The 14,083-nt window shown below is 72.6% G+C and carries 11 protein-coding genes and 1 tRNA gene; 4 read left to right on the forward strand and 8 right to left on the reverse strand.

Annotation, left to right across the window (positions count from 1 at the left end):
* Window positions 1–53: 53 nt before the first annotated feature.
* Window positions 54–1,529, reverse strand: coding sequence for a catalase (locus ACFV6I_RS28965; RefSeq protein WP_380428462.1), 1,476 nt, complete (start codon window positions 1,527–1,529; stop codon window positions 54–56).
* A gap of 103 nt (window positions 1,530–1,632) precedes the next feature.
* Here ACFV6I_RS28965 and ACFV6I_RS28970 point away from each other — a divergent pair, with 103 nt between their 5' ends.
* Window positions 1,633–2,052, forward strand: coding sequence for a Fur family transcriptional regulator (locus ACFV6I_RS28970; RefSeq protein ID WP_063347892.1), 420 nt, complete (start codon window positions 1,633–1,635; stop codon window positions 2,050–2,052).
* Between the two features lie 39 nt (window positions 2,053–2,091).
* Here ACFV6I_RS28970 and ACFV6I_RS28975 read toward each other — a convergent pair whose 3' ends face one another.
* From ACFV6I_RS28975 to ACFV6I_RS28985, 3 genes are all read right to left on the reverse strand, one after another.
* A complete protein-coding gene (locus ACFV6I_RS28975; protein WP_380380228.1) occupies window positions 2,092–4,068 on the reverse strand; it encodes a tetratricopeptide repeat protein in 1,977 nt (658 codons plus the stop codon).
* A 356-nt stretch (window positions 4,069–4,424) separates the two neighbouring features.
* Window positions 4,425–4,498, reverse strand: a tRNA-Met gene (locus ACFV6I_RS28980).
* Between the two features lie 76 nt (window positions 4,499–4,574).
* On the reverse strand, window positions 4,575–7,526 hold the full coding sequence (locus ACFV6I_RS28985; RefSeq protein WP_380428464.1) for a UPF0182 family protein: 2,952 nt from the start codon (window positions 7,524–7,526) through the stop codon (window positions 4,575–4,577).
* Window positions 7,527–7,725: 199 nt separating this feature from the next.
* On the opposite strand from ACFV6I_RS28985, the gene ACFV6I_RS28990 reads away from it, so the two are divergent.
* Window positions 7,726–8,307, forward strand: a complete 582-nt coding sequence (locus ACFV6I_RS28990; RefSeq protein WP_063347893.1) for a PPA1309 family protein — start codon at window positions 7,726–7,728, stop codon at window positions 8,305–8,307.
* A 71-nt stretch (window positions 8,308–8,378) separates the two neighbouring features.
* Here ACFV6I_RS28990 and ACFV6I_RS28995 read toward each other — a convergent pair whose 3' ends face one another.
* The 4 genes from ACFV6I_RS28995 to ACFV6I_RS29010 all read right to left on the reverse strand — a co-directional run bounded on the left by ACFV6I_RS28995 (window position 8,379) and on the right by ACFV6I_RS29010 (window position 11,691).
* Window positions 8,379–9,494 carry a PDZ domain-containing protein gene (locus ACFV6I_RS28995; protein WP_063347894.1) on the reverse strand — a complete coding sequence of 372 codons (1,116 nt, stop codon included), beginning with the start codon at window positions 9,492–9,494 and terminating at the stop codon, window positions 8,379–8,381.
* A gap of 42 nt (window positions 9,495–9,536) precedes the next feature.
* Window positions 9,537–9,728 (reverse strand): hypothetical protein, encoded by a 192-nt coding sequence (locus tag ACFV6I_RS29000; RefSeq protein WP_063347895.1) that lies wholly within the window; start codon window positions 9,726–9,728, stop codon window positions 9,537–9,539.
* A 264-nt stretch (window positions 9,729–9,992) separates the two neighbouring features.
* On the reverse strand, window positions 9,993–10,433 hold the full coding sequence (locus tag ACFV6I_RS29005; protein ID WP_363377185.1) for a molybdenum cofactor biosynthesis protein MoaE: 441 nt from the start codon (window positions 10,431–10,433) through the stop codon (window positions 9,993–9,995).
* A gap of 109 nt (window positions 10,434–10,542) precedes the next feature.
* A complete protein-coding gene (locus tag ACFV6I_RS29010) occupies window positions 10,543–11,691 on the reverse strand; it encodes an NAD-dependent epimerase/dehydratase family protein (RefSeq protein WP_107452871.1) in 1,149 nt (382 codons plus the stop codon).
* A 200-nt stretch (window positions 11,692–11,891) separates the two neighbouring features.
* Between ACFV6I_RS29010 and ACFV6I_RS29015 the strand changes: the two genes are divergently transcribed.
* On the forward strand, window positions 11,892–13,466 hold the full coding sequence (locus ACFV6I_RS29015) for a zinc-dependent metalloprotease (protein WP_380428466.1): 1,575 nt from the start codon (window positions 11,892–11,894) through the stop codon (window positions 13,464–13,466).
* Complete coding sequence (locus tag ACFV6I_RS29020) at window positions 13,463–14,050, forward strand: NUDIX hydrolase (RefSeq protein WP_380428467.1); 588 nt, start codon at window positions 13,463–13,465, stop codon at window positions 14,048–14,050. The genes ACFV6I_RS29015 and ACFV6I_RS29020 overlap by 4 nt, the downstream gene beginning before the upstream one ends.
* The last annotated feature ends 33 nt before the right edge of the window (window positions 14,051–14,083 follow it).

A 14,083-nucleotide genomic window follows, 5' to 3' on the forward strand; every position in this document is an offset into this window, starting at 1 on the left:
GTCGACCAGTCCTCTGGTCGACCGGGCCCGCCGCTCATCGGGGCGCGTCCCGGCTACTGCTTGCGCAGCTCCCGGACGGCCGCCTCCAGCCGCTGCCCGTAGTCGGCGTCGGCCTTGCGGAAGTTGTCGACCGCCCGCTCGACGATGTCCTCGCGGTCGGCGGAGACCTTGGCGATGAAGCCGGCCAGGTTGGCGATCAGTCGCTGCTTCTCGTCCTCCGAGAACAGCCGGTACAGGTTGCCGGCCTGCACGAAGTCATCGTCCTCTGCGTGCGAGGGCGCCTCGTGGTTGCCGGTGGCGCCGGTGACCGCGGTGGCGGCCCACAGCGGGCGGCCGGTCTGCACCGGGCCGCCGAAGCTGTTCGGCTCGTAGTTCTTCTGGCGGCCGTGGCGGCCGTCGTACAGGTGGCCGTCGCGGCTGTTGGTGCGCGCCTCGGTGGCGTGCGGGCGGTTCACCGGCAGGTGGTCGGCGTTGATGCCGACGCGGTAGCGGTGGGCGTCCGCGTACGCGAACAGGCGGCCCTGCAGCATCTTGTCGGGGGACGGGCCGATGCCGGGCACGAAGTGCGACGGGGAGAAGATCGACTGCTCGACCTCGGCGAAGACGTTGTCGGGGTTGCGGTTGAGCTCCAGCCGCCCGATCTCGACCGGCGGGTAGTCGGCGTGCGGCCAGACCTTGGTGAGGTCGAAGGGGTTGAAGCGGTACTGCGCCGCGTCGGCCGCCGACATGATCTGGACCTGCACGGTCCAGCTGGGGAACTCACCGCGCTCGATCGACTCGCGCAGGTCGCGCTGGTGGCTGTCCGGGTCCTCGCCGGCCAGCCGGTTGGCCTCGTCCTGGGTGAGGTTCCTGATGCCCTGGTCGGTCTTGAAGTGGTACTTGACCCAGAAGTGCTCGCCGGCCTCGTTCTGCCACTGGAAGGTGTGCGAGCCGTAGCCGTTGAGGTGGCGGTAGCTGGCCGGGATGCCGCGGTCGCCGAACAGCCAGGTCACCTGGTGGGTGGCCTCGGGCGACAGGCCCCAGAAGTCCCAGACGTTGTCCGCCTCCTGGGAGCCGGTGTACGGGTCGCGCTTCTGGGTGTGGATGAAGTCGGGGAACTTCACGGCGTCCTTGATGAAGAACACCGGGGTGTTGTTGCCGACGAGGTCGTAGTTGCCCTCCTCGGTGTAGAACTTCAGCGCGAAGCCGCGTGGGTCGCGCACCGCGTCGGCCGAGCCGAGGTTGCCGGCCACGGTGGAGAACCGCAGGAAGACCTCGGTCTGCTTGCCGACCTCGGACAGGAACGAGGCCCGGGTGTAGGACGCCAGGTCGGCGGTCACCGTGAAGGTGCCGTAGGCCGCCGCGCCGCGGGCGTGCACCACGCGCTCCGGGATCCGCTCGCGGTTGAAGTGCGCGAGCTTCTCGAAGAGCTGCTGGTCCTGGATGAGCGCCGGGCCGCCGGGGCCCGCGGTCTCGGTGTTCTGGTTGTCGGCGACGGGGGCACCCGCCTCCGTGGTGAGGGTGGGGCGCAGCTCGTCCTGGGTCGTCATAAGAGGGCCTCCGCGTTATCCGGTCGTGACGACTCGATCCTAACTTGGACTTTGTCCAAGTCAACACTGGAACCAATCTAAGAGCGTGACTTACCCTGTTCCCATGAGCGACCTGCTGGAACGACTTCGCGGACGCGGCTGGCGGCTGACCTCACAGCGCCGGGTCGTGGCCGAGGTCCTCGACGGCGACCACGTCCACCTCACCGCGGACGAGGTGCACGCCCGCGCCGTCGCCCGCCTGCCCGAGATCAGCCGCGCGACCGTCTACAACACCCTCGGCGAACTGGTCGGCCTCGGCGAGGTCCTGGAGGTCGCCACCAACGGGCGCGCCAAGCGCTACGACCCCAACGCCCACCGCGCCCACCAGCACCTGGTCTGCTCCGGCTGCGGCGCCATCCGCGACGTCCACCCGCACGGCGACCCGCTCGCCGCCCTCCCGGCCGGCGAACGCTTCGGCTTCACCGTCACCACCGCCGAGGTCACCTACCGCGGCCTGTGCCCGGACTGCACGGGCACGCCGTAACGCGGCCCCGCCCGCCCGGCGGGAACCGCCGCACCCGCCCTACGCGCTCAGCTCCGCGTGCAGCGCGCCCAGCAGGCGCCCGGCCCGCTCCGCCACCTCGGCCGGCCCGTAGTCGGCCGCCCGGCGGCACCAGTTCTCCGCCTGCACCGGCTCCCCCCGGCGCAGCGCCAGCAGCGCCAGGCGCAGCGCCGCCCGCCCGTGCCCGGCGTCGGCCGCCCGGGTGTACCAGAGCATCGCCTGCGCCTCGCGGTCCTGCCGGGCCAGCAGCAGCCCCAGGTTGAAGGCGGCGCTGCGGCTGCCGGCCTCGGCCGCCCGCCGGTACCAGCTCTCGGCGATCTCCAGCGCGCCGCGCTCGGCCGCCCGCACCCCCATCCGCACCTGCGCCCGCCGGTGCCCGGCATCGGCCGCCAGCGCGTACCAGTGCTCGGCCTCGGTGTCCGCGTCACCGCGCCGGTCCAGCACCGAGGCCAGCCGGAACGCGCCCTCCGCCGACCCGCCGGACGCCGCCTGCCGGTAGCGCTCCAGCGCGCCGGCCAGGTTGCCCCGCTGCTCCTGGGCGACGGCCAGTTGCAGCGCGGCCTCGCCGTGGCCCTCGGCGGCGGCCCGCGCGTACCACTCCTGGGCCTGCCGCTGCTCGCCGCGCCCGGCGTGCAGCACGCCCAGGTTGAACGCGCCGTCCACGCTGCCGGCCTCGGCCGCCTTGGAGAACCACGGCTCGGCACCGGTCTCCTCGCCGCGCTGCAACAGCACCACGGCCAGCGCGTTGCAGGCCTCCCGGTGCCCGGCGTACGCGGCCCGGCGGTACCACTGCTCGGCCTGCTGGTCGCGGCCGGTGGCGACACAGAGCAGGCCGAGGTTGAAGGCGCCGTTCTGGTCGCCCGCGTCCAGGGCGGTGCGGTACCAGCGCTCGGCCTCCTTGGCCTCGCCGCGGCCGGCGTGCAGGGCGCCCAGCGCGTTGGCGGCGTTGCCGTCGCCGGCCTCGGCGGCCTCCCGCCACCACTCGGCGGCGGCGGCCAGGTCCCCGGAGTCGCGCAGCAGGAAGCCCAGCGCGCAGGCGGCGCGCGGCTCGCCGTTCTGCGCGGACTGCCGGTACCAGCGGGCGGCCTCCTCCAGCAGCGACTGGTCGGTGGCGGCGCGCTCCTCCAGCAGCACGCCCAGGCGCAGCGCGGCGCGGGCGTGGCCGCGGGCGGCGGCGGTGCGGTACCAGGCCTCGGCGGTTTCCTTGTCCCCGGCGGCCTCGCGCATCCGGGCCAGCCGGTAGGCGGCCTCCCGGTGCCCGGCGTCGGCGGAGACCTTGAACCAGCGCTCGGCGCGCACGTCGCGCCGGTGCTCCATCAGGTCGCCCAGCGCGTAGGCGCCGAGCGGGTGGCCGTGGTCGGCGGCGAAGTGCAGCCAGTACTCGGCGGCCTCCTCCTCGCCCTGGTCGCGCAGTTGGAGCCCGAGCGCGTGCGCGGCGGGGGCGCTGCCGGCCACCGCGGCATGGCGCCACCACTGGGCGGCCTCGGCCCGGTGGCCCTGCTGGTGCAGCAGCACGCCGAGGTTGTTGGCGGCGGCGCGCGTCCCGGCGGCCGCGGCGGCGCGCAGGTAGGGCTCGGCGTCCTCCAGGTCGCCGCGGCGCAGCAGCAGGGTGCCGAGCCGGCTGGCGGCGTCCGGGTCGCCGTCGTCGGCGGCCTGCCGGTGGCGGGCCTCCAGCGCGGCGCTCTCGCGGGCGGCCAGCGCGGTCTCGAAGCTGGTGGTGTCCAGGCCGGCCGGGTCGAGCGCGGCGGCGTTCGGGCCGTCGGCGGCGGCGCCGTCGGGCCCGTACGGGCGGACGGCGTCGGCGAACTGACGGGTGGACACGTGGACCAGGCTGTCGGGGCCGTAGCCGGCGACCGGGGGGCGCTCGGACAAGCCACTGGTGCGCTGGGCGGGCAGGGCTCCGGGGCGGCTCTCGGGGCTCTCCGCCCAGGCGTCGGTGTCCGCCTCGGTGGCCGCCGCGGACTTGGTGCCTGACCCGTTCTTGCCGATCAGCCTCATGCCGACTCCCGCTCCCCCAGAGTGTCGCGGCATCGTGCCCCGGCCCGCGGCCGGGGGGACCCCCAGGGGAGGCGCCGGAACCGACGGCCGGTCAGCAGCCGCGCACCGTCCCCCATGTGTCCCATCGTCGCACCACCCGCAACCCGCGTACACCTGCCCCGGCCGAATTCGGGCGGGGCCGACCCGAAGCCGACGAAATTGCTTCGGCGCTTTGTCGATTTCCCGACACTCGGACCCCACAAACCCCTTGCCGTCGTCGTTGGCGACGGTTGATGGTACCGGAGCGGTTCCCGCCGCTGGGGGGCCACCCCCCCGGGGGCCGTGCGTCGCACCCCCCGGGGAGTCTGTCCACTGAGTAGCGGGGACAGGATTTGAACCTGCGACCTCTGGGTTATGAGCCCAGCGAGCTACCGAGCTGCTCCACCCCGCGTCGGTAGTTGAACCATAGCACGGGTGCGGGGTGGAACAGGAATCGGTTGCCGCAGCTCAGCGGGCCACGACTACGGCTACGGCTGTCCGGACGGCGATCCGGTCGGCGTCGCGCCCGGGGTCGCGCCCGGCGTCGGGGCCTGCACCGGGCTCCCGCCGCGGGCCGCCTCGGCCGCCTTCAGCGCGTCGCCCAGCGCCTTCTGGGCGTTGCCGTAGGCCACCCAGTCGCCGTTCTTGAACGCGGTCTGGCTGTCGTTGTACGCCTTCTCCGCGTCCCCGAGCGCCTTCTGCAGCTCCGGCGAGATCGTCCCGCCCGGCGCCGCCGTCCCCGGACTGGTGGGCGTCCCCGGGTTGTTCGGCGTGGACGGCGCGGTCGGCGTGGTCCCCGGGGCCGCCCCGGCGAACACCTTCTTCAGCGCGTCCTCCAGGGTGTTCTCGAACGCCACGTTGTCGTTCCCGTACACCGCCAGCACCTTCTGCAGCGTCGGGTACTTGGCGCCGCGTCCGCGCACGTACACCGGCTCGACGTTGAGCAGCCCGCCGCCGACCGGCAGGGTCAGCAGGTTGCCGTACTCCAGCTCGGTGTCACCGCCGCTCTTCAGCGCGAAGATCTGCGAGGCCACCTCCTGCCGGGAGTTGAACGTCGACTGCACCAGGCCCGGGCCGGGGGCGCTGTTGTCCCCCGAGATCTTCAGGATGCGGATCTTCCCGTAGTCCGGCCCCGGATCGGCGTTGACGGCCATGAACGCGGCCAGGTTCGGGCGGCCGTTGGGCACGAAGGTCGTGGTCAGCGAGAAGCTCGCCGAGGTGACCTGCGGGTCCGGCATCCGCACCGTCACGTAGTACGGCGGCTGGACCTGCTTGGTGTCGCTGGTCGGGTCGACCGGGATCTGCCAGATGTCGCTGCCGTTGAAGAAGGAGTTGGCGTCGGTCACGTGGTACTGGCCGAGCAGGTCGCGCTGCACCTTGAACATGTCCTGCGGGTAGCGCAGGTGCGGCAGCAGCGTGCCCGGGATGTCCGCCTTCGGCTCGACGGTGCCGGGGAACGCCTTCATCCAGGTCTTCAGCACCGGGTCCTGCTCGTCCCACTGGTAGAGCTTCACCTCGCCGGTGTAGGCGTCCACCGTGGCCTTGACCGAGTTGCGGATGTAGTTGACCTGGTTGGCGACGGTCAGCAGCTCACCGCGCTGGTTGGTCAGCGAGTCCTTGGTCGCGGTGCCCAGCGTCGTCTTCGACGAGAACGGGTAGCCGTCCGAGGTGGTGTAGCCGTCCAGCACCCAGACCACCCGGCCGTCCTGCACCACCGGGTACGCGTCGGCGTCGATCGACAGCCACGGGGCGACCTTCTCCACCCGCTCCTTCGGCGTCCGGTTGTAGATCACCTTCGCGCCGTCGGTGATCGCCCCCGCGTACAGGATCTGCGGCTCGGCGAAGCGCACCGCGTACGCGGCCCGGGTGATCGGGTTGTCCAGCGAGACACCGCTGTTGCCGGTGTAGGTGTACTCCTTGTTCTCGCCGGTCTTGGTGGTGTAGTCGATCTCCTTGTTCGAGCCGCCGACGATCGAGTACGACGTCGTCTTCTCGCCGTAGTAGATCCGCTGCTGGTAGTCGCCCAGCGCACCGGTGGCCGGCAGGCCGGACTCGGTGAACACCGGCTCGCCCTTGTCGCTGACCTGGTTGCCCTTGGCGACGACCGCGCCGTAGCCGTGGGTGTACTTGAAGTGGTCGTTGATCCAGTTGCGCTGCACGCCGTTGAGGTCCAGCTCGCGCAGACCGATCACGGTGTCCTGCTTGTCCGTGCCGGAGCCGTAGCGGTCCACGTCCAGGGTGTTCGGGAAGGCGTAGTAGTTGCGCTGCTGCTCGATCGACTGGAAGGTCGGCGAGACGACGTTCGGGTCCAGCAGCCGGATGTCGGAGATGGTCTGCGCGTCCGGCTTGAGCGCCTCGGCCGTCGTCGACCCCTGCGGGCTGTACTGGGTGGTCTGCGCGTCCGCGATCCCGTACGCCTGCCGCGTCGCGTCGATGTTCTTCTGGATGTACGGCGTTTCCTTGGCCTGCTCGTTTGGCTTGACCTGGAACTGCTGCACGATCGCCGGGTACAGCCCGCCGATCAGCACCGCCGACAGCACCATCAGCCCCAGCCCGATCAGGGCCGGCGCCCAGGTGCGGCGCACCGGCGTCAGGAAGAACAGCAGCGCGCAGATGATCGCCACGAAGAACAGGATCGTCTTGGCCGGCAGGAACGCGTTGGCGTCCACGTAGCGCAGGCCGGTCCAGCCGGAGACCCCCTTGTAGGAGCCGGTCTTCACCGCCAGCGCGTACCGGTCCAGCCAGTACGCCACCGCCTTCAGCAGCACGAACACGCCCAGCAGCACCGCCAGGTGCCCCTGCGCGCCCGCGCTCGCCCGACGGCCCGGGCCCTGCAGCCGCAGCCCCCCGTACAGGTAGTGCACCAGCGCCGAGGTCAGCAGCGAGACGATCACCGCGCTGAACGCGAAGCCCAGCACGAACTCGTAGAACGGCAGGTCGAAGGCGTAGAACGAGACGTCCATGCCGAACTGGGCGTCCTTCTCGCCGAAGGGCGTCGCGTTCGTCCACATCAGCCAGGTCCGCCACTGGCCGGACGCCGCGGCGCCCGCCACCAGGCCGATCACCAGCGAGACGCCGATCAGCGCCCAGCGCTTGAACGGCGCCAGGCCCGAGCGGTAGCGGTCCAGGCTCTGCTGCTCGACCGACATCGCCGACAGCGGCGGCCGCAGCCGGTGCGCCAGCCAGACGTTGAAGCCGACGATCACCGCCATCAGCAGGCCGAACACCGCGAACAGGCCGATCTTCGTCCACAGCTGCGTGGTGAACACCGAGGAGTAACGGACGGACCTGAACCACAGCCAGTCCGTCCAGAACCCGGCGAACATGACGAACAGCAGGAACAGCACCGCGAGCACGCCCAGGGTCAGCAGGGCCACCCGCGCCCGCCGGGAGGGCGGCCCTACCCTTCGCCGGAAACCCGGCCCTGAGCGTTCCGGCATCTGGAATACCACGGTGGCACCTCAGCTGTGTCGTCTGGAGTCACTGGAGTCAGTCGGTCTTCAGGGAAACTTAACCAGGCTTTGGCCGAGTTCCCACCGTTAGCAGACGGTTACGACGACGTTCCCTGTCCCGGCCGTTCCCCGGCCCACTCGCGGCGCCCGGCGCCCGGGCCCCCGCCCGGCGTGTGAGGATTGAGGCATGTCCGACGCGTCCAATGCACTCAACTCCCCCGGCTCCCCCGACGACGTCTCCAAGCTCCCCGCCGCCACCCCGCTCACCCGGGCCGCGCTGGAGATCGACGAGTACGCCGCCACGCTCGGCTGGGACCTCCCGGCCCGGCTGTTCGCCCTGGTGGACAGCACCGCCCTGCGCAAGGCCGACCCGAAGATCGCCGCCCAGCTCGGCCTCGGCGACGACGACACGGCCGGCCTCACCCCGGTCGAGCAGGACGAGCTGCCGGCCGGCATGGAGCTGGACAAGTTCCTCGGCACCATCGCCTGGCCCGACGCGGTGGTCGGCTGCGCCCTGGTCGTCGAGCGCCTGATGCTGCCGCCGGGCTCCGAGCAGACCCGCCCGCGCAACGCCAGCGACGCCCAGCTCGCCGAGTGGGTGGCCAACCACCCCAAGCGCGAGGAGGTGCGGATCACCGCCGCCGTGCTGCGCAACGGCAAGAAGGAGATCGCGCTGCGGCTGCGCTCCAAGGACGTCGCCCGCGAGGTGCTGACCGGCCCGGACCTGGTGCCCGGCCTGACCGCGGCGCTGCTGGCGACCTTCTCGTAGCCCCCCGGCCGCACCACTCCACGTTCACGGCACTACGCCACGGCACTACGCCGCGGCATTAGTTCACGGCACTACTTCACGGCGCAGGACGGCAGCGCGGAGGTCTGCCCGGAGCGGATCTGCTCCAGCGACTTCAGCGCGCCGTCCAGCGTGTCCGTCTTGATCAGGTTCAGTCCGGACGGGACGTTCTTGGTCGCCTCGGCGCAGTTCGAGGACGGGGTGAAGAAGTACTCGGCGCCGGCGTCCCTGGCGGCGATCAGCTTCATCGATATCCCGCCGATCGGGCCGACCTTGCCGTCGTCGTCGATGGTGCCGGTGCCCGCCACGAACCGGCCGCCGGTGAGGTCGCCGCCGGGGGTGAGCTTGTCGATGATGCCGAGCGAGAACATCAGCCCGGCGCTCGGCCCGCCGACGTCCTGGAGGCCGATGTCGATCTGGAACGGGTAGGTGTGCCGGATCGTGGTGCCGATGCCGACCACCGCGAGTTCCGCCCGCTCGGCCGGGGCCTTCGGGTCGAGGTCCTTGGCCCGCACGGTGGGGACGGTGACGTCGGTCCGGTCCCCCGGGTTGGCGCCGCCGTTGCCGGTCGCGTCCTTGACCCGCGGGACGACGGTGAAGACCGCCGACTCGCCCGGCTTGTGCTTGGTGACCGCGGCCACCACCTGCTCGACCGTGCTGACCGGCGTGCCGTCGACGGCCACGATCTGGTCGCCCGCGTGCAGCCGGCCCTCCGCCGGGGCCCCCGCCGTGACCGATTTGATGATCAGCTCGGTGCCGACCGGGATGCCCAGCTGGTTGAGTGCGGCGGTGCGGGCGCTGTCCTCGGAGGAGGCGAACTCCTCGGCGTTCTGCTTCTTGGCGTCGGCGTCCGTCTGCCCCTTCGGGTAGACGTTGTCGTGCGGCACGACCATCACGTCGTCGCGAAGCCACCCGACCACCGCGTTGACCAGGCTGGGCTCGTACTTGGCCCCGGTGACCTGGACGGTGGTCATGTTGAGGTGCCCGGTGGTCGGGTACGAGTCGCGCCCGGTGATGGTGATCACCGACTTGCCCCCCTGGTTGCCGAGCGTGTTGTACGTCGGCCCCGGGCTCATCTCCGTGTACGGCACCTTCATCAGCACCGAGACGCAGAGCAGCGCTATGAGCAGCAGGGTGGCAGCGAGCATCGTCGCGGAGCGGCGTGGCATGCCTCGACAGTACGGGACGCGGATGAGCGGACGCCCCCCGGGCTACCGGCCGGAACCGTCCTCGGAGGCGGTGCTCCCGGCGGTGGTGCGTTCCATCGCGGCCATGAAGCGCCGGTGCTCGGCGAGCGAGGCCGGGTCCCCTGTGGCCCTCGGGGCTCGCTGGGCCCAGCCCGCCCACAAGGCGGCGAGCAGGACGGCGATGACCGGAATGATCAACCAGGCGAGCGCACCCATATCAGTACTCCCAGCTCGTCGTGTCTATGAGCAGATTAACCACTCCGGCGGACAACGCGGGCGGCGCCGTCCGGGTTACGGGACGGCCGATCGGCTCACTGCCAGGGAGTATTCGGCCCACTGACCCGGACCCGTTCGAGTGAGAGCCCGGCCCGTCCGGCATGCTCGTCGCATTCCGTGCACCGATGGCGACTCTCCGCAGCCGATCGACCCCGTCCGGTCCCGTCCGGTCCGATCCGGTCCGGCCCACAGGGGGCGCCCGGGTCAGCAGCTGCCGGCGCCGACCCACTCCTCCTCGCCGTCGGCGAAGACCTGGTGCTTCCAGATCGGCACCTCGTGCTTGAGGTCGTCGATCAGCCGCCGGGCGGCCGCGAAGGCCTCGCCCCGGTGGGCGCAGGACACGGCGACGATCACCGCCTTGTCGGTGATCTCCAGCCGGCCGACCCGGTGCACCGCGGCCAGCGCCCGCACCGGGAAGTCGGCGACCACCTTCTCCGCGATCCGGCGCATCTCCTGCTCGGCGGTGGGGTGGCAGCTGTATTCCAGCGCGGTGACCGACTTGCCGCCGTCGTGGTCGCGGACCGTCCCGACGAAGACGGTCGTCCCGCCGGCCGCGTCGTCGCCGACCGCCTCGTACACCTCGTCCAGCGAGAGCGGGGTGTCGCGGACGGCGAGCAGGCGGATGGGGTCCTGGTTCTCGGGCATGCCCCCATGATTCCCCATCCCGGGTGGTTTGAGGCAAGCGGGTTCCGCATCACGATGGCGGGATTCCGCATCGTGAGAAAACCTGCTCCAGCCCTCGGGGCCACCGGCCTCAGAAGCGGCGCCGCTTGCGGGCCCGGCGCACCAGCGCGGCCGTACCGACCAGCGCCACCGTCGCCCCGGCCGCCCCCAGGCTGGTCGCGGCCTCCTTGCCGCCCAGCCGGCGCCCGGCCACCGCGTGCTTCCCGGCGACCTGGCCCAGCAGCTCGGCCAGCACCTGCTCGTTGCTGTGCTCCGGACGCCAGCCCGCCTCGTGCAACCGGCTGCCGGACACCACCCACGGGTACATCGTGTAGGCCAGGTCCCCCGCCGGGGCCGGGGTCAGGCCCAGCCGGTGCAGCCGGGCCGCGGTGCCCAGCGCCAGCGAGGCCGGCAGCTCCATCCGCCGGATCCCCGACAGCCGCTCCACGTCCTCCTGCTCCAGCCAGCCGTCGCAGCCGACCGTCACCTCGCCCTCCACCAGGCCCAGCGCCGCGTACTCCAGCGCCGCCGCCAGGTCGTCCACGTGGCAGAACTGCCAGCACGGGCGGGAACCGGCCACCACCAGCAGCCGCGGCGCCTCGAAGTGCCGGGTCAGCACGGTGTCCACGCCGGGGCCGACCACCACCGCCGGACGCAGCACCGTCACCTGCAGCCCCGGGTGGGCGCGCGGCGCCCGGCGGGCCAGGCGCTCGATCTCCAGCAGGTCCCCGACCAGCGAGGCCTCCTCGGTCGCCCGCAGCTCGGAGTCCTCGGCCAGCGGCACCTCGTTGTCGGCCAGCGCGCCGTAGACCATCGCGGAGGTGCAGAGCACCACCCGGTGCACCCCGGCGGCCGCGGCCGCCGTCAGCACGGTCTGCGCGCCGCGCACGTTGTAGGCGCTGCGGGCGCGCGGATCCGACTCCATGCCGAAGTCCATCGCCAGGTGCACCACCACGTCCACCCCGGACAACCGCTCGGCCACCGCGGGGTCCCGCACGTCCAGCACCCGCCACTGCACACCCGGCACCTCACCGCGCCGGTCGTCCACCGCCAGCACCCTGCGCACGTGCGGCGAGGCGACCAGACGGGCCGCGACCCGCTCGCCGATCACGCCGGCGGCACCGGTGACGGCCACGGTCAGCGGCCGTCCGCCGTAGGCTGGAGGCGGCGACGCCGTGATGTCCGGGGCGTCCTCGTCTCCGGTCAGCCCAGAGCGAACGTCCGAAGGCGGGGAACTCACCGACCATCCTCCACGGTTAGCTTATGTGCGTACGGACGTGTGTCACGTACGTCCATCCTGCCCGAGGCGAAGGCCCGGCGGTGCACCCGGCGCGGGCCTGCCGCACTGGAGCCGCCCACGAGTCCCCCACTCCGCTGGTGCCCCGGGCGGGCAGCACTTCCCGCCACACCCGTATGACGGCCGACCGGATCGAGGACCCCGTGAGCGACCTTCCCTTCGGATTCGGCGTTCCGCCCGAGGAGCCCGAGGACGGCAAGGCCAAGCCCGACAACGAGCAGCAGAAGAAGGACCAGGGCCCCGCAGGCTCCGACCAGAGCGGCGCGCAGCCGTTCGGCTTCGGCGCCGGCAACCCGTTCGGCGCCCTGTTCGGCATGCCCGGCATGCCCGGCATGCCCGGCGGCGGAGCCCCGGGCGGCCCCGGCGGGGCCGAAAACCCGTTCGCCGCGATGTTCGGCGGCCTCAACCCCAACGACCTCGGCAGCGCGTTCCAGCAGCTCGGGCAGATGCTCTCGTTCGAGGGCGGCCCGGTGAACTGGGACCTCGCCAAGAACATCGCCCGCGAGGGCGTCGTCGCCGAACCCGCCGAGGGCAAGAGCAAGGACCGCTCGGTCAGCGCCGCCGAGCACTCCGCCGTCGCCGAGGCCGTCCGGCTCGCCGACCTGTGGCTCGACGGCGTCACCGAGTTCCCCTCCGGCGCCGCCTCCGCCGTCGCCTGGAGCCGCGCCGAGTGGATCGAGGCCACCCTCCCGGTCTGGAAGGACCTCGTCGACCCGGTCGCCGAGCGGGTCGGCAACGCCATGGGCGGCGTCCTGCCCGAGGAGATGCAGGCCATGGCCGGCCCGCTGATGGGCATGATGCGCTCCATGGGCGGCGCCATGTTCGGCACCCAGATCGGCCAGGCGCTCGGCGCCCTCGCCGGCGAGGTGGTCGGCTCCGCCGACGTCGGCCTGCCGCTCGCCCCGGCCGGCAAGGCCGCACTGCTGCCGCAGAACGTCGCCGAGTTCGGCGAGGGCCTGAATGTGCCCGCCGACGAAGTCCGGCTCTACCTCGCCCTGCGCGAGGCCGCCCACCAGCGGCTCTTCGCCCACGTGCCGTGGCTGCGGGCCCACCTGCTCGGCGCCGTCGAGGCCTACGCCCGCGGCATCAAGGTCGACACCTCCCGGATGGAGGAGCTCGTCGGCCAGCTCGACCCGAACAACCCGGAGGCGCTCCAGGAGGCGCTGGCCGGCGGGCTGCTCCAGCCCGAGGACACCCCCGAGCAGAAGGCCGCGCTCGCCCGCCTGGAGACCGCGCTCGCGCTGCTCGAAGGCTGGGTCGACGCGGTCGTGCACGCCGCCGCCGAACCGCACCTGCCGCAGGCCGGCGCGCTGCGCGAGACCGTCCGCCGCCGCCGCGCCGCCGGCGGGCCCGCCGAGCAGACCTTCGCCACCCTGGTCGGCCTGGAGCTGCGCCCGCGCCGGCTGCGCGACGCCGCCCGGCTGTGGGCGCTGCTCGCCGACGCGCGCGGCATCGAGGGCCGCGACGCGCTCTGGCAGCACCCGGACATGCTGCCCACCGCCGCCGACCTGGACGACCCGGACGCCTTCGTGCACCGGGGCACCGGCGACCTGGAGGGCGGCCTCGACTTCGACGCGATCGACAAGCTGCTCGGCGAGGCCGCCGCGGGCGGCACCGCCGCCAAGCCGGACCTCACCAAGAACGACGGGCCGGCGAAGAGCGACGAGCCGAAGCAGGACGGCGACGGCACCGACGGAAAGGGCGAGCCCACCGCATGACGGCCACCGAAACCGGGGCGACGTCCCTGCACGCGGACGCCGTGCGCACCCTGACCGGGTGGCGCCCCGCCGACGAGGAGCAGGACCGGCTGCGGCTCGACTACCTGGCGCACCTGGCCGAGCAGCCCGAGGGCCTGTACCGGTCCTGCCTGCCCGCGCACATCACCGCGAGCGCGGCGGTCGTCGACCCGGCGGCCGGGCGGGTGCTGCTGACCCTGCACCCCAAGGTCGGCATCTGGCTGCAGATGGGCGGGCACTGCGAGCCCGACGACCGGGACCTCGCGTCGGCGGCGCTGCGGGAGGCCGTCGAGGAGTCCGGCATCCCCGACCTGTCCCTGCTGGAGGTGGACGGCGTCCCGGTGCCGGCCAAGCTGGACCGGCACCTGGTCCGCTGCACCGGCAAGGACCGGCCGGAGAACACCCACCTGGACGTCCAGTACATCGCGGTGGCCCCGGCCGGTGCGCAGGCGCTGATCAGCGAGGAGTCGCTGGACCTGCGCTGGTTCGACTACGACCGGCTGCCGGAGCTGACCGACCACTCGGTGCGGGACCTGGTGGCACGGGCCCGCCGGCTGACCAGCTGAGGTGAAACCCGAAGAGGGGGCGCGGGCCGATAC

The sequence above is a fragment of the Kitasatospora sp. NPDC059803 genome, assembly GCF_042732255.1.
Lineage (GTDB): Bacteria > Actinomycetota > Actinomycetes > Streptomycetales > Streptomycetaceae > Kitasatospora.

Coding starts and splice junctions, on each gene's coding strand:
- ACFV6I_RS28965 (WP_380428462.1), bottom strand. CDS start 1,529: ATGACGACCCAGGACGAGCTGCGCCCCACCCTCACCACGGAGGCGGGT.
- ACFV6I_RS28970 (WP_063347892.1), top strand. CDS start 1,633: ATGAGCGACCTGCTGGAACGACTTCGCGGACGCGGCTGGCGGCTGACC.
- ACFV6I_RS28975 (WP_380380228.1), bottom strand. CDS start 4,068: ATGAGGCTGATCGGCAAGAACGGGTCAGGCACCAAGTCCGCGGCGGCC.
- ACFV6I_RS28985 (WP_380428464.1), bottom strand. CDS start 7,526: ATGCCGGAACGCTCAGGGCCGGGTTTCCGGCGAAGGGTAGGGCCGCCC.
- ACFV6I_RS28990 (WP_063347893.1), top strand. CDS start 7,726: ATGTCCGACGCGTCCAATGCACTCAACTCCCCCGGCTCCCCCGACGAC.
- ACFV6I_RS28995 (WP_063347894.1), bottom strand. CDS start 9,494: ATGCCACGCCGCTCCGCGACGATGCTCGCTGCCACCCTGCTGCTCATA.
- ACFV6I_RS29000 (WP_063347895.1), bottom strand. CDS start 9,728: ATGGGTGCGCTCGCCTGGTTGATCATTCCGGTCATCGCCGTCCTGCTC.
- ACFV6I_RS29005 (WP_363377185.1), bottom strand. CDS start 10,433: ATGCCCGAGAACCAGGACCCCATCCGCCTGCTCGCCGTCCGCGACACC.
- ACFV6I_RS29020 (WP_380428467.1), top strand. CDS start 13,463: ATGACGGCCACCGAAACCGGGGCGACGTCCCTGCACGCGGACGCCGTG.